The organism is Aliivibrio friggae (assembly GCF_057368515.1).
In genome coordinates this window covers 999,170-1,018,756 of the sequence record NZ_CM170649.1, presented here as the reverse complement: position 1 = coordinate 1,018,756, position 19,587 = coordinate 999,170, and the positions used below count along the sequence as shown (strand labels likewise).

Sequence of the window (19,587 nt, the reverse complement as noted above, 5' to 3'; positions counted from 1 at the left end):
ATCAGTCCCTACTCTACTGTAAAGAGTTCGACAATGAAGGCTTCTATGAAAAAGACAGCGCTAATCAAAAAAGTGATTTTATTTGCCGCATTATGCTTTAGTGGTATCTCTGCAAGTTACGCTCAGGCCATTGCTACAGTAAGTAAAAACCAAATCACTGAAAACGAAGTGATTCAATTAATGGTCTCTGTCGATAAAAGTGCCGATCAAAGTAAATTTGACCCTAGCCAACTCGCACCTGATTTTCGCAGTGGCCAAGTTAGTTTTGGTAGCTCACGCTCATTAGTGAATGGCGACTATAGTGTACAAAGCCAGTGGACGGTTTCTATTGCCCCAACAAAAATGGGCACCTTAACCATTCCTAGCATGAATGTCGCTGGTGAGCAAACTAACCCAATAACGATTCGTGTGACTAAAGATGCGACCGCTCCAAAAAGCAGTGATGTAATCAAAGTCAGTGGTGAACTAACAAAAGATGAATTGTATGAAGGTGAAACCGCTCAATTTGATGCCAAGATTGCTATATTTGCGGATATTCGTCGTTTAAAAGATCCAAACATCATCACGCCGCAAGGAGTCGGTATTGAGTTCTCCCCTATTGGTGAAAGCAAGCAATACCAAACAGTGATTGATGGACTGCAAGCCACTGTGGTTGAACAAGCCTTCAGCGTCAGTGGAAGCCAAGCAGGAAAATTAAGCTTTGATGGTTTAGCCTTTACTGGTGGATTAGTGCAAACCGATCGTTATGGTCGTAGCACCAAATTAATCCCATTAAACATCAGCCCTAAACAATACCAATTAACGATATTAGCAAAACCTGCAGATTTTACAGGTACTTGGTTACCGACTACGGATTTAAAACTAGGACAGCAATGGCTAGTTGATGGGAAGCCATTATCTGATACCACAGTAGAAGCCGGAACTGCCATTACACGTCAAATCACGCTAATGATGGCAGATGTTCCACCAGAGAAATTACCAAAGCTTGATATTGATTATCCTAAATCGGTTCGCATGTATGATGAGAAACCTGTCATAGGCAAAGACAGCCAAGGCAATAGCGTGATAACCATTAAACAAGTGATTATCCCTCATACCAGTGGTTCGGTAAAATTACCTGCGGTCTCAATTCAATGGTGGAACAGTAAAACACGTCAATCTGAAACAGCAACACTCGATTCACTGACGTTAACGGTGACACCAAGTACTCACATTAATGAGCAAAAGATCGATAACCAAACAAATGCTCAGCCAGAAACCATAGTAAAACGTGAAGTTGATCATGGTTTTTGGCCATATACCACCCTTGCTTTTGCGCTTCTTTGGTTATTTACCGCGATTGGTTGGGCTGTTAGCCGCACAAAAGTAAAGGCAATAAACACATCTACCAATCAAAAAAGTATAGTGATAGGTAATGGCTGTAAAGCGCTTATCTCTGCTTTAAAAGAAAATAATACAATTCTTGCTCATCAGATCCTTGCAGACCACTATGAACAGTGGAATAAACAAGGCATTGACGTTGCTGCTATTAAAGAGCTAATCACTCAATTAAGCCAACAACAATATGCAAGAGATACGAGTAATAACTCTACAAAACAAATAATTAGCAATATAGAAAAGAAATTATCATCGACAAATAGATCATCAAGCACAACCCCTGAACTTGAAAGATTATAACGATTTTTAATTTCATTATTTTTGCTAATTTAAGGCGGAACAACACTTAGTTGCCCGCCTTTTTTTCACCTTCAGCTCTGAAGCTTTATTTGCTCTTAATCTTTCTGTATCCCTTATCAGCTCTCACTTCTTTATTTATAGTGCAAATTAATCCATTGCGGTAGGCTTTGCTTCTTTGCGCAAACGATCTCCCTCAAATATTCACATAAAAATTCATGTATTCTCACACTATCTTCGATTTGCCATTGACATCTGAGTCAGAAAACACAATTATCAACCTATCAAATGTTCACTACCATCGCATTTGCTCATAGAGATTATCGTGATGGCAGCGAGACGGACTTTCAAAGAAGATGCTAAATAGCATGTGATCAGTAAGGGTAAGTAGTATGACAACTAAATTAGAACAACTTCGTAAACTAACAACAGTAGTAGCAGACACAGGTGATATTGAAGCAATCGCAAAATACACGCCAGAAGATGCAACCACTAACCCTTCTCTAATTCTTAAAGCAGCTCAAATCGCAGAATATGCGCCACTAATTGACGCTTCAATTGAATACGCAAAAGCTCAAAGCAACGACAAAGCACAACAAGTACAAGATACATGTGACATGCTTGCTGTTAGCATCGGTAAAGAAATCCTAAAAGTAGTTCCAGGTCGTATCTCTACTGAAGTAGACGCTTGTCTTTCTTACGACACTGAAGGTAGCATTGCAAAAGCGCGCCAACTGATCAAAATGTATAATGATGCTGGCATCACTAACGATCGCATTCTTATTAAACTGGCTTCAACGTGGGAAGGTATCCGCGCTGCTGAAGTTTTAGAAAAAGAAGGCATCAACTGTAACCTAACGCTTCTATTTTCTTTCGCTCAAGCGCGTGCATGTGCTGAAGCTGGCGTGTTCTTAATCTCTCCTTTTGTTGGTCGCATCATGGACTGGTACAAAGCAAAAGAAGGTCGTGATTTTGAAGCATCTGAAGATCCAGGCGTTATCTCTGTTGCTGGTATCTACAACTACTACAAAGAACACGGCTACAACACAGTAGTAATGGGCGCAAGCTTCCGTAACATCGGTGAGATTCTTGAGCTTGCTGGTTGTGACCGTCTAACTATCAGCCCTAACCTACTTCAAGAGCTTGAAGAAGCAACTGGCGAAGTGGTTGAGAAACTGATTGATACTAACGGCAACAAAGAACGTCCAGCTGCAATGACTCACGCTGAGTTCTTATGGGATCACAACCAAGACCCAATGGCTGTTGAGAAACTGGCTGAAGGCATCCGTAACTTTGCGGTTGACCAAGGTAAGCTAGAAGACATGATCGCAGCTAAACTATAATTTCTAGAAACTAGAACGCTTCGCTACTATAAGGGCAAAAGCAATCACGTTATAAGTAACACTCTCAACGTGCATATTCCATGCTCTTATAGTTTCTAGAAGCGAAGCGTCTATAGCTTCTAGCTCGTCATCATATTCAAATCGGGTTGAGCCTTTCAGCCCTTCATTTTCAAATATTCGAGTTAATCATTATGAACCGTAAACATCTAGCTAATGCTATTCGTGCTCTAAGCATGGACGGCGTACAACAAGCAAACTCTGGTCACCCTGGCGCACCAATGGGCATGGCTGACATCGCTGAAGTTCTTTGGCGTTCACACCTAAACCATAACCCTGCTAATCCTGAATGGGCTGATCGCGACCGTTTTATCCTATCTAACGGCCACGGCTCTATGCTAATTTATTCTCTGCTTCACCTAGCAGGTTATGAGTTACCAATTGAAGAGCTTAGAAACTTCCGTCAACTGCATTCTAAAACGCCAGGTCACCCTGAGTACGGTTATGCACCAGGCATCGAAACAACCACTGGTCCATTAGGCCAAGGCATCACGAATGCAGTTGGTATGGCGATGGCTGAAAAAGCATTAGCGGCACAATTCAATAAAGAAGGCCACGACATCGTTGACCACTACACTTATGCATTCATGGGTGATGGCTGTCTGATGGAAGGTATTTCTCACGAGTCATGTTCTCTAGCAGGAACATTAGGTCTTGGTAAGCTGGTTGCTTTCTGGGATGACAACGGTATCTCTATCGATGGTGAAGTGGAAGGTTGGTTCTCTGACGATACACCTAAGCGTTTTGAAGCATACGGCTGGCATGTAATTCCTGCTGTCGATGGTCACGATGCTGACGCAATCAATGCAGCTATCATCGCAGCAAAAGCAGATCCTCGTCCTACTCTGATTTGTACTAAAACTATCATCGGTTTTGGTTCTCCAAACAAGCAAGGCACACACGACTGTCACGGTGCTCCACTAGGCGCTGAAGAAATTAAAGCAGCGAAAGCACAATTAGGTTGGGAGCACGGCGCATTTGAAATTCCGCAAGAAGTTTACGCAGAATGGGACGCGAAAGAAGCAGGCGCAACTAAGGAAGCGTCGTGGAACGAGAAATTTGCAGCTTATGAAGCAGCATACCCAGAGCTTGCAGCCGAGTTTACTCGCCGCGTAAACGGTGATTTGCCTGCTGAATGGGAAGAAAAAGCATCGGCAATCATTGCTGATCTTCAAGCGAACCCTGCAAACATCGCATCACGTAAAGCCTCTCAAAATGCACTAGAAGCGTTTGGTGCTATGTTACCTGAATTTATGGGCGGCTCTGCTGACCTTGCACCTTCTAATCTAACTATGTGGTCTGGTTCTAAGTCGCTTGAAGCAACAGACTTCTCTGGTAACTACATTCACTACGGTGTACGTGAATTTGGTATGACAGCTATCATGAACGGTATCGCTCTGCACGGTGGTTTCGTACCATACGGCGCAACGTTCCTAATGTTCATGGAATACGCTCGTAATGCTATGCGTATGGCTGCTCTGATGAAAATTCAGAATATCCAAGTATACACTCATGACTCTATTGGTCTTGGCGAAGATGGTCCGACTCACCAACCGGTTGAACAGATCGCTTCTCTACGTCTAACACCAAACATGAGCACATGGCGTCCATGTGACCAAGTTGAATCTGCAGTTGCTTGGAAACTAGCAATTGAGCGTCGCGATGGTCCATCAGCACTTATCTTCTCTCGTCAAAATCTTGCACAACAAGATCGTGATGCAGAGCAAGTAGCTAACATCGCTAAAGGTGGCTACATTCTTAAAGATTGTGAAGGCCAACCTGAACTAATCTTTATCGCTACAGGCTCTGAAGTTCAGCTTGCAGTTGAAGCTGCGGCTCAACTAACTGCTGAAGGCAAAGCGGTACGTGTTGTATCAATGCCAGCAACTGATGCATTTGATAAGCAAGATGAAGCTTACCGTGAATCAGTACTTCCATCAGCAGTAACAAAACGAGTTGCTATTGAAGCGGGTATTGCTGACTTCTGGTTCAAGTACGTTGGTTTAAACGGCAAGATCATCGGTATGACAACGTTTGGCGAATCAGCACCTGCTGAAGAACTATTCAAAATGTTTGGTTTCACTACTGAAAATGTAGTGAAAACAGCAAAAGAGCTTTTAGCTTAATCCATAAAAAAGGACTTAATCACTATTAAGTCCTTAAATAATAAAGCTTCGTTTATATCTAATTAGATCTAAACGAGGCTTTTTCATTTCTAATTCTAAAAACTAATGATTAAGTCTAGTCATTAAGGTTCACATTTTTATAGCGATCACGTTCTACTGCATCATCTGGTAACGTTTTAAAGCGTTTGTGTAGCCACATCCATTGCGATATCCCTTTCTTTATTAATCGCTCAATCTCATGGTTCAGAACTTTAGCGGCAGAAACGGCATCTCGACGAGGAATCTCACCACTTAGATCATCTCCGACTTCTAAAGTATAGTTATTGCCTTTACGTAGACTACACCCAGACATCACCGCACACTTTGACATATCAATTAAAAAACTAGAGCCTGTCGTAGTTGCAGCGTCTTCTACCGCAAAAAATGGTACAAACACTGCGTTTTTCTTACCATAATCATGGTCAGGTAAATACCAAAGACGATTGCCAGATTTAAGAACTTTAATCATGCTTTTAACATCATGACGATCAATCATCTGATGACCTTTACGGGTACGACCGCGATGCTGAATAAACTCAAATACAGGGTTACTGTTAGCGCGATAAACTCCGTAGCCTGGAGCAAAAAGACTGAATATTCGAGCGGTCATTTCTAGATTTAAAAAGTGACAACAAACAACTAATACTCCTCGCCCCTCTTTCTCTTGCGCAAGGATTTTTTCTTTACCAATAATAGAGACATGACGCTTAACTCGCCAATCTGGCCAAAACCACGCCATTCCCATCTCTACAATAGCTAATCCTGTATTTTGAAAATTCTCAGTGACTATTTTTTCTATTTCTGATGACGTGTAGTTTGGAAAACTCAATTTTAGATTTTTTCTTGCAATAATTGCTCGTTTTTTAAGTAACCCTTTAGAGAGCCTTCCCAAGCTAAATCCAATTGATTTTAAGATAGAAAATGGCAGTACATTGACTAATAATGCCAATACAAAAAAGAATATCCAAAGAAACCAATACCTTGGGGAAAGTAGTGCCCATGAGAACTTAGGGCTTGGAACTGTTTTCATCATTCAACCTTATAAAAATGATACTACCACCATTATAATACATAAAAGATGAAAATTAAGTGAAATGTAACTAAAACCAAATCAAACGGTTTAAACTGAAATTAGTATATAACCTCAGAAAACAAGAAATAACTTGGTAACATAATCGTGAGGTTAATTTTTCACTTAACATTATCATTTATATAAGTTGATCTGGCTCGTATTATTTATTCTAAATTATCATATCCTAGTTAGTGTCATCACAATTAACCGTTTCATATAATTCTTTTAATAAAATAGAGTCAATATTTATAAGCCCGTCAGAAAGGTGTATATAATTACCTGCTGTTACATTGAGTAATATATTCTTTCTAATTAACTCACTTTCTTTTGATTCTTTATTTTGAAAATGAAAATGTTGTACTTTCTCATAAACCATTTCTGAGATCTGATCTATTTGTTCTTGTGTTAAACAGACACGAGACATTCCAACCTCTGGTCTACAGTCTTGTGTTAACACTTCTAATCGTAATTTTTCAGTAAAAAGCTTATCGAGCTTAGATCCTTCAAAGAAAGTGTAATATGGCGGGGTTAAGAAACAAGGCACACCATCAGATCTAAGTTCTAGCAAACCCATAATTTCCAAGGCTCTCAAGTAGATATAGACACTTTGTTCAGTTAGCTTATTTTCTTGTGCAACCTCATCAACAGCTCGCCCTTTTACATGTATTTCATAGAAGAAATCATATAAATAGGGGTGATTAAAGAAAACCTCATCCAAAACTTCAGTTCTTGTTCCTTCTTCTCTATTATGAATATCTCGAGCAATTTGAGAGAGCTCTTCAATATTGGTATTTAATACGGTCGCATACTCCATTAATTTATCAATACCAATAGAGTTACTGTGAAAATGACGTTTCAACGTTGAAATAGGCACGTTAACCTTTAATGATAATTCATTATAAGTTAGATCATTTTCTTTTAATTTAACTCTTAATGCATTTAATAATAAACTTGCACAAAATCCCATAACTACTTCCTTGCTGTTATTTAACGACTAAAATTAACGTTACTTCATCTTGTTTAAAATTACCAGTTCAGTTTCATTTTTTGACGTTTGTGAACTCAAAATATAGACCGTAACCTTGATATTAATATAAGCAATTGCAGTACCACCCGAGAAAAGGTTACAAATATGTTACACCGTCAAGTTTATGACGGGCTAATTATAACACTAACTTTTGCTCATAGAAGAGCGTTTTAATTTACACGGAAGTCATTTATGCAGACAAATACAACTAGAAAATTACTGCTATCTCGCTTCATCGGCTGCACTCTCGTGCTAGTCCACCCTGCGTCAGCCGAAGAAACTACAGAAAAAGGATCTGAAATAACATCAGAAACAGAAGAATCAACAAGCTCATGGGGTGGTTCATTGTCCCTTGGATACGACAGTAACTTCTTTCAAGCGTCAGATCATCGTTCCAACAGAGCTTTATCATTTCATGGCTCACTATTCATGAATTTTTTAGATAACTACTCTTTATACACCAGTAGTGGTGGTTATCGTACTTTACAAAATGCAGAAAGTTTTTATTCAACGGACACCGTTGTCGGTCTCTCTCATTCATCATTACTGACTTTTGGTGATACTGGGAACGTCTCCATAAGCGGTCAATTTTCAATCCCGACATCACAAGCATCTCAAGACAGCTTTTTAAATACGGCATTTAGAGTTCAAACACCTGTTTCATTCAAACTTGCAGATGTGGGAATAACCCTCGCACCAAGAATACGAAAAAACTTCCATCAATACACAACCTCCCCATCAGGTAACGTTAATGCTTCTTGGGGATTATCCCTCTTAGTTGCAGCAAACTATAGCTTTGGTAATGCCTTTGTCTCAGCGTCAGCACTCGGTGGTACTTCAATTAATTACAACGGGCGTTGGGCTGATGGTTACAGTTATGGAGGAAGCTTAAGTACCGGTTATAACCTTCGAGATGATCTCTCCATCTCTTTAACTCTCGCCTCTTCAGGTGTTTATGCAGATGCAGCACAAGGGACATTAGGCAGCTTTGATATTTTTGATGAAACCAAAGCAACCTACTCACTTGGCATGACTTACTCCTTTTAAGGAAGAAAAAAATAATAACAGGATGTGAACAATATGATATTTAGAAAACTAACTTTAGCCGCGGCGATTACCGCAACTCTATCTGGCTGTGCGCCTGAAGAACAAGAATACGATGCCCTAGATAAAGACGTAACCGAAGTTCAAGTTCAAGATCTTCGCCTTGATGGCCGTTGGTTCTATGCTCCAACAACCGGCGCTGCACCTCGTTTTGCCGTTACTCAATTTCCTTTTTTACAAGGTATGGGCCGTTATGTTGAACTTTGTTTTTCTGACGAAGGTCTAGAAGTTCGCGGTTATGACAACAACAACCCTGATCTCGTATTACCTAAAGATAAAAATGGATTCTGTTTACCACAAGACCAAAATAATATTGGTTCTGACGATCAAGTAAACTTTCCCCACGTAATGACCGTTCCAGGTAGCTACGCAAAATACCAATGTCGTGAAGACAACTATGGTGACTGTACTAACGTTGAAGAGAAAGATTCAGATCCCAATCTTGGCAATACCACTTTTAGAAACAACACCCACTTTACGCCAGATCCAGAATCAACCCTCGTTAGTGATCTTAACTGGGACGAATTGTATGGGACCAAAGATGGCTTAACGCCTCAAGGATCTCCAGAAGTAATCTCTTGGGAATTTGACCCAAAAGAAGGCGTGTTAAACTTTGAGCTTGAACAGACATTTAAGATCAACTTTGACAAACTATCTCGTTACATGGATTGGTCAGCAATGGAAGAAGAAATGGCGAAAGGGTCATTTAAAGCTCGCTTCTTTTATTCATTAGTTCATGAAAGCCATGTAGCATCTGAAGACTACAAACCTATTCTATATCCAGTAAACGATGAAAATGACATTGGTTTTTTCACCACAACAACGAAAAAGAAAGATCCAATCACTAATAAGTATGACTCAGTCACCTATTTAAATCGTTTTAATCCTACTAAAGGGTCGATCAAATACTATCTTTCGGATAACTTTTTTGAAGAAAAAAATAAACTGTTCCTAAACTCAACAATTAATACTGTTAATAAAATGAACGAAACATTGCGTTTACTTGAACCTAACTCAAGCAAACCAATGATTGAAATTGCCAATAAAAATGAAGCAGCTGGCATTCATTCGGGCGATTTACGTTATAACGTGATTAATCTTGTCGATGAGCCTCTAGATAATGGTTTATTAGGCTATGGTCCCTCTATTGCCAACCCTGTAACCGGAGAAATAATTAAAGCCCATGTAAACCAATATTCAGGTGTTGCTCGTACTGGTGTGCCTTACTACTGGGACAACATGGCGCGTTTATATAACCGCGGTCAATTAGAAATGAACGGTTTACCTCCCGTAAATGAAACCCCGTCAGTAGCTCAACGTGCTGAGTTGCAAACAAACAAGGCGGTGAGTGAATTTCTACAAACCAATCACGCAGATCATAATCACGTAACCCCATCTCTTGGTGAGCAAGATGTGATTGAGTTTTTGGCACAACAGCGAATTCAAAACAAATTTAACCTATCACCGACAGAACTAACTCAGGTTCATGATGATATGGATCTAGAAGATATTGTACGAGCTGAAGAAAAACGTATCGCTTTTTGGAGTGAAAATAACGTCTACCCTATCGAAGCATCATGGGTATCATCATCAAGCAAAGCGGTAATTGACAACTTACCACTGACTGATGAAGGTTACTTCACAAACATTACCGATGCTGAAACAGGAGTCGTCACAAAAACACTAAAACCATGGGTTCTACTGCCTGATAACCTACAAGCGATTGCAGCAGATGCGATTACAGTAACTACGTATGCGAATACTCTTGTTCATGAGCTTGGCCATAATGTCGGTTTGCGCCATAACTTTAAAGGCTCAAATGATATTGACAACTATTTAACGTTTGAACAATCTCGATTACTTGGTTTGAGTAATATTCCAGCATACAGCTCTACTATGGATTATGCCCCAAGTATGCTTGATGAAATTCCAACATGGGGATTATATGATCTTGCAGCATTTAAGTTTGCTTATGGGAGAAAACTCGATTTAGTTGAAGCCTCTCCAATGACTGAAGAGCAACGATCGGCTGATGGTGGTGAAGCGGCTTATTCAAATTCGTTTTACAGTCAATACGGATCAACAGTTGAAAATGAATCCCTTATGGTTTGTGCCGAACAATCTCCAGTTCTTAATGAACAAGGAGAGCCAACAGGCCAATCGAACTATACTTGTGACTTTTCTCGCTTAGATACCGCCGCACTTAATGGCGAGCCACTTGCTGAGCACGGTGTTCTTTATTACCTTGATGATGTATTAGGCCTATCACGCAAATCATATGCTTTTTGTACCGATGGCAATGTTTCTCTAAATAGTGATTGTAATCGCTTTGATGAAGGAACAAACCTACAAGAGATTGCCACCTATAAATGGCAACAATATCTTGATAGTTACGACTCTAGAAATGCGGGATTATACCGTGATGGGATCTTTAACTCTGATTATCCTTCATACATTATCCGTCGATTCCGTGAAATGAATACAATGCGCGATATGATTGAAGACAACGAGCGTATTGATGAATTATTCCATGATTTTGGTGATGCGTCTCCATCAGACAAACCGACTGCGTTCTTACAACAAGTCGCTGCCAATCCAAGTTCATGTGTTTACACCGAAGACCGTAATGCAAGAGCAAGTAATTCATGGTTATGTGATTATGCTTATGGTGCTAAAAAAGCGTCTGAGTTTTTCTTAGACATTCTAAGAACACCTGAATCACAATGTATTATTACCGATCGCACAGGGACAATGCGTAGTATTTCTCTTGGTGAAACACTGTCTGCACAAAGTTATAAAATCCCAAGTAATTATGATATTACACAAGCAGACTGTTTTGATGACGTAGCAAAACCAATTATAGAATCTTTACACGGTGCAACGGAAATTCATGCAAAATCAATTAACTCAAAGTTCTTAAACTCAGTAGGTTCATTTGACCCTGCGAACCCATACTCAAATGCCGTTTCAGTACTTGGTATGTGGCCAGACAAAGGATTAGCAAGTTATCAATTAGCTCGTCGTTATTCTTTACGTTACACCGATGAAGGTGCATTTGCTTCATTGCTCGATTTACCAGGAGTAAAAGCAGAATACGATGCAATTATGGCTCACCTAGTTGCCAAAGAATCGCTAACTAATGCTGTTGAGTTTGTAGATAGTACTAATGCGGCTTATGAACCAACGATTGATGTAAATCTGCATGTGACTCAACTTATTGAATCATTACCTCCTCTACCAAAAGGGATTCGTAATTTTTATGGGTTAAACAGTTACGCTCGTACCGATATGTCTAGCATGATCTTGTCTATGGGCACAAAGCAAATGCAAACAGAAGACTATACATTTGCAGAGACAGCTTTAAAGCAACGTAATAGTTTAAGTAAGCAACTTGATCAATATGGTTTACTTGGTGGTGATGCTTTAACGGTTTCAATTAGCGGTATTAACTATACAATCACTAAAGATAACGCATTAGCGGATCGTGTAGCCTCTAAACTGTTTACGAGTGAAGGTTATACAGCCAAAGTAGCCCTTGATAATACGTCATCTGAAACCTTAACGAATGTTCTTAATGCATGGCAACCCGTTGCTGGTTTTCAATCAACATTCCATACACCTATTCTTGCTTTGGATGCGCCATTTATTGAATTGATTATTAATTCATATAAAGCACAAATTGCTTCAGGTGAGATTGATTTAAGCAATGGTATGAATAATCAGATATTTAACGCAGTAATTAATGGCGTTCTATCTCAATCTGATGTTATTTATGACTTAGAGGCGGGCACTGTAACGTCGAATACAGGTAAAGAGCATAGTATCAGCAGTGTGATTTCTATCATTGATTATACAATGGCGTACGTAAATGCTAGCCTTGATGCGACACTTCTTTCTACAAGTTACGCTCTGTATGATGGCTTTACTGGAGCAAATGAAGCGGACCAGTTTGCTTGGACACTAACATTAGAGATGATTAAAGCATACCAATCAGGTGATTACATTAACATGGTAGGTCAACACTATGACACCTTGCGTAAACTGCCAGTGAAAAAAGTTTATTAACCTTAAATAAACAGCCTTAAAAACAAAAAGCCAGCTATCACGCTGGCTTTTCTTTATCCCAAAACAATAAGAATCTAAAGAATCGTAATCACATCTTCAAATGCTTTGCGAGACTTAGGTAAAGAGGCATTATAATCTTCACTTGTATGATGATAACCAATCGCTAAAGCAACATGACACTCATATTCAGCTAATTCATCAGCAAAAATTTCACCTAATAACTGGCTATCAACCCCTTCCATCGTGGTTGAATCTATCTTTAAACGAGCCAACGTATGCAGTGCATTACCTAAAGCTAAATAGGCTTGTGGCTTCGTCCACGCTTTATGTTGGCCTTCTTCATCACAATTTAACTCTACGAATTTAAATGAACCAAATGCGGCTTCTTTTTGTTCTTCTGTAATACGAGTATCGGCAACGGCTTTATTTAAAACCACTTCATAATCATCACGAGTGTATTTTAATTTATGTGCAAACAAGATCACATGAGAACACGCTTTGATATGAGGCTGATTAAACTGATGCATATTGGCAAAGGAATCATGCATACGCTGCTTGGCTGTATCAGACTCGATTACCACAAACTTCCATGGCTGAGAGTTAATGGATGAAGCTGATAATCGTAACGCCTCAAGTAATACCGCAAGATCATCTGCCGATACTTTCTTACTCGGATCGTATTTCTTAGTTGTATAACGGTTTTCTAAATCGCTAATGATCTCATGCTTCATATTCACTCTACCTATTCCTATTTAAATTCAATTAAAACGATACATATCCATTAAGAGCATTTTGGCACAGTCCGAAACACAAGTTAACTCCTTAGCTAAAACCTAGGTGGTTAATCTGCCATTGTTACTCTATTTCTACCATGTTCTTTTGATAAATATAATGCTGAATCAGCAAGTTTATAGGCTTCAGAAAAAGACATATCTGTGTCAACAACGCCACCAATAGATACCGTAATTGCTAACTTTTTAACGAGTTCTTTTTCAATCGCAGCTCTAATTTCTTCAGCTTTAACTTCTAACTGTTCGTAGCTTAGTGACTTGAATGTGATCAAAAACTCTTCGCCACCCCATCTTATTGCAGCGTCTTTTCGGCGAATAGTACCTAAAATACGCTCAGCAATCTCTTGAATAACATCATCGCCTTTTTTATGCCCATACGTATCATTAATACGTTTAAAATGATCGATATCGATAATCAATAGAGCATGTGTTCTCATTCTTTTTAATCGTTTTTCATAAAAGTCACGACGATAAAAACCCGTCATACGATCAAACTGCAATAAATATTTACGTCGATTGTAATTCACTCGTAAAAAGAAAAAGCTTAATGAAAACAATATAGATGGAATGAGGATTTCTTTGAACACATCTACAAAACCTATTCCGAGGGTGATCTCATCCTGCTCAGAACAAGGTAAATACATTGATTTCTGATAAGTGTTACTATCTTGCCAATTAATAACCGTGTTGTATTCCTTGTTAAATTCAGTCACTTTGTCGTAAAGCAAAGAGGCTTTAATATCAACGACAAGTAAGGAATCTAAATGCTTTTTATTATAGATAGGATAGAACATTGAACGGATAAACTCGTGTGTTTCATCTTCTTTGTACTTTTCCGTTAATTTTAGGTTACATCCATAAAATGATTGATACGTAGCCCTAAGACTTTCTTTATCAACAATATCTTCAATGACATCCTTATTCCCTTCTTGATAAAACATTTCGTAGCTTTTTCGTAAAGGATCAAAATGAACATATTTAGATGGATTTTGAAACACTGCGATAGTCCATAAACTATCACCAATCAACTTCTCTAATTCAGCACGTAATTTTTTAATACCAATAGAAAGCACTTTAACATTAGTGTCACTATTTACCACGATATCAACACCGTTTTTATAATAACGTCCCTTTTCTAAAGAGACTGAATCAACATTATTATAGTAAGATGAAAAACGACGACTGATCGAATAGATACTTTTATAGTCATTAACTACTGCCCGCTCAAGCCGCGCTAAAGACACTGTGTTAAATAAAAAATAACAAGCAAAAAACACACATAAGGCAACAGCTAAGATCTTAAAGAAGATACGCATTTCACTGAAAATTTCGTTTGTTTTCTTTCTACTTGGCATTTAATTCTCATTGAAAAAAAGAATGAATATATAACAGCAAATCACATAATCAACCTAGTTATTTTATAAAGTGAGACTTTATCTCATTTTAAAGAAATCAAACTCAGTTACCAAACAAAATCATTCATCAAAACCATACAAAAGCAACATTTCATTCACCATAATGACTGTGCTTTTTTTAATAAACTAATGATTATTAATAAATTACTACCTTGTCATTTAATTTCTGAGAGATCAGTTTATTTACTATAAAAAAATTTATGCTAGGGTTTAGAAGAATTAATCTAAAAGGAGAAGGATTGCCATGAAACCTGAATTTGTATACAACGTACCAAAAGAGCTAGGTGTGTCAGGTCAAGCGACAGCAGAAAGAGAAGCTGAAGAACTTTATTCTGAATTGTTGGGCAAAGGAGCACGCAACATGACAGAAATTAAAGTTGAAATAAGAGATTCAAACGTTATTTCAAGTTGGGTCATTGATGGTGAAAGGTACTATCATAATTAACATCCCCATCCAGTTATTTTTTAGATAAAACAGGGCCGCACGCAACAAGCAGCCCTCTATTTACTATTAAATAATAACTAAAAAATTCGCTTAAAACCAAATAAAAAACTTAGAACGAAATGGATATTAACCATTTTTTAGGACAATATCGCTAATATTTATTCAATTACATTTCATCAGCAACATTAATTCGAGTTAATTTATAATCTAATTAAGATGTAACCTCTACTCTGATACTCTCTAATCATTACAGGGGCTCTATCCACAACCTTTATATGCTCTGCAAAATCATCCTTTTCATTCCCTCTCCAAGATGCATGAGTTGCGCATACCTCTACGGAAATACCATCATCGACAAGTGATTGAGTGAGCGCATGAATATTTCCTTTTGATTGTTCATTTTCTTTTAACAAAGAAAATTGTTCCGCTCCATGACTCACTACAGCAAAATCAATATTTGGGTGTCGATATTTTAATTCTTCTGAATAACGCTCAATAGTTTTAAGCACTTCTTCAAAATTTCCATCTTCCCACTCCATAACTTCAAAAACTACACCAACAGGGGGAGTATCGGACTCAATGATGTTAATTACTTGTTTATTATCTAATGCAGCGGCAGTTGGTGCAATAAGTACAAGTATAAAACAAACTAGTTTCTGTAAAGATCTCATTAGATTATGCTCATTTACGTCTTAAAAAGAGCATTATTTATGCTATCGAAGGTACTAACAACGCCTTAATTGTTTCAAAGTTTAGTAAAAATCGAAGAAATATTAAAAAAAAGAGATCTATTTCTCAAGTATTTACGAGGCAATTTATTAATCATTTAAATATCAGTTCCTAAAATCTTATAACAAATATACTCTCAGTGTTCCTTCTTTATTACTACTGCAATTTTCGCATAAATTTATCGTATTCTTGCAAGAGCGAACTAAGTGAATCTCAGGTCAGTTGTTTAAAAAATACTATAATCCGTTCGATCACAAAAAAACCTTTAAGCTACTTTTAAGTAACTCAGTAAATATGCATAATTACTCACATTTGAATAATGTGGAAAATAAAAACTTGGATCTGCGTAGTCATTTTGTAGTCATTAGCCATTTTTAGGCCAAAAAAAAGGCCGCTAAATGCGACCTTTCATTATTCGTTATTTCCGAAGTATCGAGTGATTACTCTTTACCGAAAACGTTGTTCTCTTGCTCTTGTACTCGGATGAAAGTAGTACGCTTAGTTAGCTCTTTAAGCTGCGCCGCGCCTACGTATGTACAAGTTGAACGTACACCGCCAAGGATGTCAGAAATCGTTGTATGAACTGAACCACGGTATGGTAATAGTACGGTTTTTCCTTCCGCTGCACGGTACTTAGCAACACCACCTGAGTGTTTGTCCATCGCGCTTTGTGAAGACATTCCATAGAATTTCATGAATTGCTTACCGTCTTGCTCGATAACTTCACCGCCCGACTCTTCGTGACCAGCAAGCATACCGCCTAACATTACGAAATCAGCACCGCCGCCGAACGCTTTAGAAACGTCACCAGCACATGAACAACCGCCGTCACCAATGATACGACCACCAAGGCCGTGCGCTGCGTCAGCACATTCAATGATTGCAGAAAGTTGTGGGTAACCAACACCAGTTTTAACACGTGTAGTACATACAGAACCTGGGCCGATACCTACTTTAACGATATCTGCACCAGCTAGGATAAGTTCTTCAACCATATCGCCTGTAACAACATTACCAGCAGAGATCACTTTATCTGGGAATTCAGCACGTACTTTTTCTACGTATTGAACTAAATGCTCAGAGTAACCGTTTGCGATATCAACACAAATAAAGATCAAGTCATCTGTTAATGCCATGATGTCTTTTGTTTTTTGGAAATCCGCTTCAGAAGTACCAGTAGAAACCATTGCGTTTTTAAGAACAGATACATCGTTCTCTTTAACAAAGCCAGCCCAGTCTTCAACTGTGTAGTGCTTATGAATCGCAGTCATTACACCGTGCTCAGAAAGTGCTTTTGCCATAGCAAAGCTACCAACAGAATCCATATTAGCTGCAATTACAGGTGTACCAGACCATTGACGACCGCTGTGCTTAAATGTAAACTCGCGGGTTAATTCGACTTGAGAGCGACTTTTCAGTGTTGAACGCTTAGGACGAAACAGTACATCTTTGAAGCCTAACTTTAATTCTTGTTCGATACGCATGATAAATTCCTCGTATTATCGATAATGGCTCTACTATCTCTTGTTGCCTTTGGCAGAAGGCAGTTAACAAACCAAGATAGCAGGCACAAAAAAACCGGGGCGCTGGCAGGCGCTCCGGTTTTCAGTATTATAGGGCCGGAAACTAATTCTGCAAGTCTGATAATTCATTTTTTTTTGTGATACTATTGATAAATCTGCAAACAAAACATAACTTTCAGAATAATCCAACCATAAAAACATCATATCTAGCATATACCTCTATAAATTAGCATTCCACCCACACCTTATACGGGCCTTCATTCTGGATTGTTTTCTTATTTTCTCTCCTAAAGTAAACGTTTGCTATTTCACCAAAAAAAATAAAGTGACCTAGTCCACAATTATTTAATCGATTGATGAATGTTAATGAAAAAACTTGTGATATAATCTCGGAAAATTCACTTATTAACTGATCTTTAATTCATGAAGTTTCCTGGCCAACGTAAGTCTAAACACTATTTTCCTGTTCACACTCGCGATCCATTAGTGAATCAAATCAAACAAACCCCTAAACTTGAACGCACCCACCTTATCGGTGTAGGTCAAACCATCGTCGATATTGAAGCAAAAGTTGATGATGATTTCTTAGCGCGTCACCAGTTAAGTAAAGGTCATTCTTTGGTTCTTGAAGAATCAAAAGCAGAAGCTTTATATAAAGAACTGTTTGAAAGAAACTTGATCAGTCATGAGTATCCTGGCGATACCATTGGTAACACCCTTCATAACTACTCTGTTCTAGCAGACAGCAAGTCTATTCTGCTTGGTGTAATGAGTGAAAATATCAAAATCGGTTCTTACGCTTATCGTTACCTATGTAACACAACAAGCCGTATGGATTTAGATCACCTACAACCAGTTCAAGGCCCTATTGGTCGTTGTTACACCTTAATTTCTGAAGATGGCGAGCGTACGTTTGCGATTAATGAAGGTGACATGAACCAACTATGTCCTGCTCACGTTCCTGAGCATATTTTTGAAAAAGCCTCTGCATTAGTGATTTCTTCTTACCTTGTTCGTGGTAAAGAAGGCGATCCAATGATGGACGCGGTTCAAAAAGCGATTGATTGTGCAAAATCTCATAACGTCCCTGTTGTTCTTACTTTAGGCACTAAGTACGTTATTGAAGGCAAAGCAGAATGGTGGCAAACGTTCTTAAAAGAAAATGTGACTGTTGTTGCAATGAACGAAGAAGAAGCAGAAGCCCTTACTGGCGAGAAAGATCCCCTACTAGCAGCAGATAAAGCGCTAGAGTGGGTAGATTTAGTGCTTTGTACTGCTGGTCCTGTTGGTTTGTACATGGCTGGTTTCACAGAAGAAAGTATTAAACGCGAAACTGATAAGCCACTTCTTCCTGGTAACATCCCTGAATTCAATCGTTTTGAATACAGTCGCCCAATGATGAAAGCACAATGTACTAAGCCAATTAAAGTATCTTCTCACATTGCCCCTTACATGGGTGGTCCAATGGAGATTAAAAATACCAATGGCGCTGGTGATGCGGCATTATCTGCTCTTCTTCATGATATGGCCGCTAACTACTACCATAAAGAGAATGTGCCAAACTCAAGCAAACACGATGCTGATTATTTAACTTACTCTTCTTTCTCTCAAATTTGTAAGTACTCAAACCGTGCAAGCTACGAGGTACTAACTCAGCACTCTCCACGTTTGTCGAAATCAATGCCTGAGCGTGAAGATTGTTTAGAGGAAGCGTACTGGGAACGTTAATTTTCTCAAGCTTACGTTGAACAGATAATAAAAATCCGACATTATAGGTCGGATTTTTATTATCTCGAAAAGGCTATTGCTTATGTGCGATAAAGAACCTTAACGACATGCCAGCCAAATTTAGTTTTCACTAGGTGTGGGACAAGTGTTTCACCACTAAAGCACACTTTATCAAACTGCGGTACCATTTGGCCTTTCTTGAATTCACCTAAATCGCCGCCTTTTTTACCAGAAGGACAGCTAGAGTATTTTTTCGCTAATACGTGAAATTTAGCGCCTTTTTTAAGCTGTTGAATAATGTCTTCTGCTTGTTCTTTATGTTTAACAAGAATGTGTAGCGCAGCTGCAGTGCTAGCCATGAATACCTCAAAATGATTCTAGATAAATTAAGCTTAATTATATCGTTTATTCATCATCAATTGATAGTCTCACCTTTAAAAACCGTCTCA

14 protein-coding genes are annotated in these 19,587 nt (G+C 38.6%); 7 read left to right on the top strand and 7 right to left on the bottom strand.

Annotated elements, in window-relative coordinates:
• Positions 1–45: 45 nt before the first annotated feature.
• From AC2INI_RS17995 to tkt, 3 genes are all read left to right on the top strand, one after another.
• Positions 46–1,677: a BatD family protein gene (locus tag AC2INI_RS17995; protein WP_486305904.1), complete on the top strand. Its 1,632-nt coding sequence runs from the start codon at positions 46–48 to the stop codon at positions 1,675–1,677.
• A gap of 389 nt (positions 1,678–2,066) precedes the next feature.
• Complete coding sequence (gene tal / locus AC2INI_RS17990; RefSeq protein WP_122032787.1) at positions 2,067–3,017, top strand: transaldolase; 951 nt, start codon at positions 2,067–2,069, stop codon at positions 3,015–3,017.
• 191 nt (positions 3,018–3,208) lie between these two features.
• Positions 3,209–5,200 (top strand): transketolase, encoded by a 1,992-nt coding sequence (tkt, locus tag AC2INI_RS17985; RefSeq protein WP_486305903.1) that lies wholly within the window; start codon positions 3,209–3,211, stop codon positions 5,198–5,200.
• A gap of 115 nt (positions 5,201–5,315) precedes the next feature.
• On the opposite strand, the gene lpxL is transcribed toward tkt, so the two are convergent.
• Both lpxL and AC2INI_RS17975 read right to left on the bottom strand, forming a co-directional pair.
• A complete protein-coding gene (gene lpxL / locus AC2INI_RS17980) occupies positions 5,316–6,269 on the bottom strand; it encodes an LpxL/LpxP family Kdo(2)-lipid IV(A) lauroyl/palmitoleoyl acyltransferase (RefSeq protein WP_486306466.1) in 954 nt (317 codons plus the stop codon).
• A 226-nt stretch (positions 6,270–6,495) separates the two neighbouring features.
• Positions 6,496–7,278 carry a helix-turn-helix domain-containing protein gene (locus tag AC2INI_RS17975; RefSeq protein ID WP_486305902.1) on the bottom strand — a complete coding sequence of 261 codons (783 nt, stop codon included), beginning with the start codon at positions 7,276–7,278 and terminating at the stop codon, positions 6,496–6,498.
• 252 nt (positions 7,279–7,530) lie between these two features.
• Here AC2INI_RS17975 and AC2INI_RS17970 point away from each other — a divergent pair, with 252 nt between their 5' ends.
• The gene (locus AC2INI_RS17970) at positions 7,531–8,385 is read left to right on the top strand and encodes a hypothetical protein (protein ID WP_122032783.1); all 855 of its coding nucleotides are present in this window, start codon (positions 7,531–7,533) and stop codon (positions 8,383–8,385) included.
• A 33-nt stretch (positions 8,386–8,418) separates the two neighbouring features.
• A complete protein-coding gene (locus AC2INI_RS17965; protein WP_486305901.1) occupies positions 8,419–12,507 on the top strand; it encodes a zinc metalloprotease in 4,089 nt (1,362 codons plus the stop codon).
• A 74-nt stretch (positions 12,508–12,581) separates the two neighbouring features.
• Here the strand turns inward: AC2INI_RS17965 and AC2INI_RS17960 are convergent, their stop codons facing one another.
• Positions 12,582–13,238 carry an NAD(P)H-dependent oxidoreductase gene (locus AC2INI_RS17960; protein WP_486306465.1) on the bottom strand — a complete coding sequence of 219 codons (657 nt, stop codon included), beginning with the start codon at positions 13,236–13,238 and terminating at the stop codon, positions 12,582–12,584.
• A gap of 110 nt (positions 13,239–13,348) precedes the next feature.
• A complete protein-coding gene (locus tag AC2INI_RS17955) occupies positions 13,349–14,653 on the bottom strand; it encodes a GGDEF domain-containing protein (RefSeq protein ID WP_486305900.1) in 1,305 nt (434 codons plus the stop codon).
• A 304-nt stretch (positions 14,654–14,957) separates the two neighbouring features.
• Between AC2INI_RS17955 and AC2INI_RS17950 the strand changes: the two genes are divergently transcribed.
• Complete coding sequence (locus AC2INI_RS17950) at positions 14,958–15,158, top strand: hypothetical protein (protein WP_122032779.1); 201 nt, start codon at positions 14,958–14,960, stop codon at positions 15,156–15,158.
• 200 nt (positions 15,159–15,358) lie between these two features.
• Here the strand turns inward: AC2INI_RS17950 and AC2INI_RS17945 are convergent, their stop codons facing one another.
• Both AC2INI_RS17945 and AC2INI_RS17940 read right to left on the bottom strand, forming a co-directional pair.
• On the bottom strand, positions 15,359–15,829 hold the full coding sequence (locus AC2INI_RS17945; protein ID WP_486305899.1) for a DsrE family protein: 471 nt from the start codon (positions 15,827–15,829) through the stop codon (positions 15,359–15,361).
• 498 nt (positions 15,830–16,327) lie between these two features.
• Positions 16,328–17,371 carry a GMP reductase gene (locus tag AC2INI_RS17940; protein WP_486305898.1) on the bottom strand — a complete coding sequence of 348 codons (1,044 nt, stop codon included), beginning with the start codon at positions 17,369–17,371 and terminating at the stop codon, positions 16,328–16,330.
• Positions 17,372–17,833: 462 nt separating this feature from the next.
• Here AC2INI_RS17940 and AC2INI_RS17935 point away from each other — a divergent pair, with 462 nt between their 5' ends.
• The gene (locus tag AC2INI_RS17935; protein ID WP_122032776.1) at positions 17,834–19,138 is read left to right on the top strand and encodes an inosine/guanosine kinase; all 1,305 of its coding nucleotides are present in this window, start codon (positions 17,834–17,836) and stop codon (positions 19,136–19,138) included.
• 80 nt (positions 19,139–19,218) lie between these two features.
• Here AC2INI_RS17935 and AC2INI_RS17930 read toward each other — a convergent pair whose 3' ends face one another.
• Complete coding sequence (locus tag AC2INI_RS17930) at positions 19,219–19,497, bottom strand: peptidylprolyl isomerase (RefSeq protein ID WP_045103769.1); 279 nt, start codon at positions 19,495–19,497, stop codon at positions 19,219–19,221.
• Positions 19,498–19,587: the final 90 nt, after the last annotated feature.

Coding starts and splice junctions, on each gene's coding strand:
- AC2INI_RS17995 (WP_486305904.1), top strand. CDS start 46: ATGAAAAAGACAGCGCTAATCAAAAAAGTGATTTTATTTGCCGCATTA.
- tal (WP_122032787.1), top strand. CDS start 2,067: ATGACAACTAAATTAGAACAACTTCGTAAACTAACAACAGTAGTAGCA.
- tkt (WP_486305903.1), top strand. CDS start 3,209: ATGAACCGTAAACATCTAGCTAATGCTATTCGTGCTCTAAGCATGGAC.
- lpxL (WP_486306466.1), bottom strand. CDS start 6,269: ATGAAAACAGTTCCAAGCCCTAAGTTCTCATGGGCACTACTTTCCCCA.
- AC2INI_RS17975 (WP_486305902.1), bottom strand. CDS start 7,278: ATGGGATTTTGTGCAAGTTTATTATTAAATGCATTAAGAGTTAAATTA.
- AC2INI_RS17970 (WP_122032783.1), top strand. CDS start 7,531: ATGCAGACAAATACAACTAGAAAATTACTGCTATCTCGCTTCATCGGC.
- AC2INI_RS17965 (WP_486305901.1), top strand. CDS start 8,419: ATGATATTTAGAAAACTAACTTTAGCCGCGGCGATTACCGCAACTCTA.
- AC2INI_RS17960 (WP_486306465.1), bottom strand. CDS start 13,238: ATGAAGCATGAGATCATTAGCGATTTAGAAAACCGTTATACAACTAAG.
- AC2INI_RS17955 (WP_486305900.1), bottom strand. CDS start 14,653: ATGCCAAGTAGAAAGAAAACAAACGAAATTTTCAGTGAAATGCGTATC.
- AC2INI_RS17950 (WP_122032779.1), top strand. CDS start 14,958: ATGAAACCTGAATTTGTATACAACGTACCAAAAGAGCTAGGTGTGTCA.
- AC2INI_RS17945 (WP_486305899.1), bottom strand. CDS start 15,829: ATGAGATCTTTACAGAAACTAGTTTGTTTTATACTTGTACTTATTGCA.
- AC2INI_RS17940 (WP_486305898.1), bottom strand. CDS start 17,371: ATGCGTATCGAACAAGAATTAAAGTTAGGCTTCAAAGATGTACTGTTT.
- AC2INI_RS17935 (WP_122032776.1), top strand. CDS start 17,834: ATGAAGTTTCCTGGCCAACGTAAGTCTAAACACTATTTTCCTGTTCAC.
- AC2INI_RS17930 (WP_045103769.1), bottom strand. CDS start 19,497: ATGGCTAGCACTGCAGCTGCGCTACACATTCTTGTTAAACATAAAGAA.